Source organism: Dorea sp. OM07-5 (assembly GCF_003481355.1).
GTDB lineage: Bacteria > Bacillota > Clostridia > Lachnospirales > Lachnospiraceae > Dorea_D > Dorea_D hominis.
The window spans coordinates 1-373 of the sequence record NZ_QUKZ01000017.1 but is presented as its reverse complement, the minus strand read 5'-3'; the positions used below and the strand labels follow the sequence as shown (position 1 = coordinate 373).

1 tRNA gene is annotated in these 373 nt (G+C 38.3%); it reads right to left on the bottom strand.

The annotated features are described in order from the left end of the window. Positions 1-217: 217 nt before the first annotated feature. Positions 218-289: transfer RNA gene (locus tag DXC04_RS13040), tRNA-Asn, on the bottom strand. Positions 290-373 lie beyond the last annotated feature (84 nt).

The following is a 373-nucleotide window of genomic DNA, read 5'->3' as shown; positions in this document are numbered from 1 at the left end:
ATTTCGGTACAGGAAAATCCGCTGCTTTAAATGGTCCGCGCAATATTTAGCTACTATATTACAGCACAAAAAAGATATCCGATTTGTAATTACTCATTACTTTATCAGATATCTTTTTTATTTATATAATATTACAAAACCCGGCACAGACAGTTTCCTCTGGCTGTTGTAGAAGAAACAGAAAAACCTGTAAGCCATAGTCTTACAGGTTTTCAAACTCCCCGAGTTGGGCTCGAACCAACGACCCTTCGGTTAACAGCCGAATGCTCTACCACTGAGCTATCGAGGAATATTATAAAGGTTATGTACCTTCAAAACTGCATACAAGAAATATTCTTCATCCTTTACCTATCACCTTGCTTGGTCATGCCCT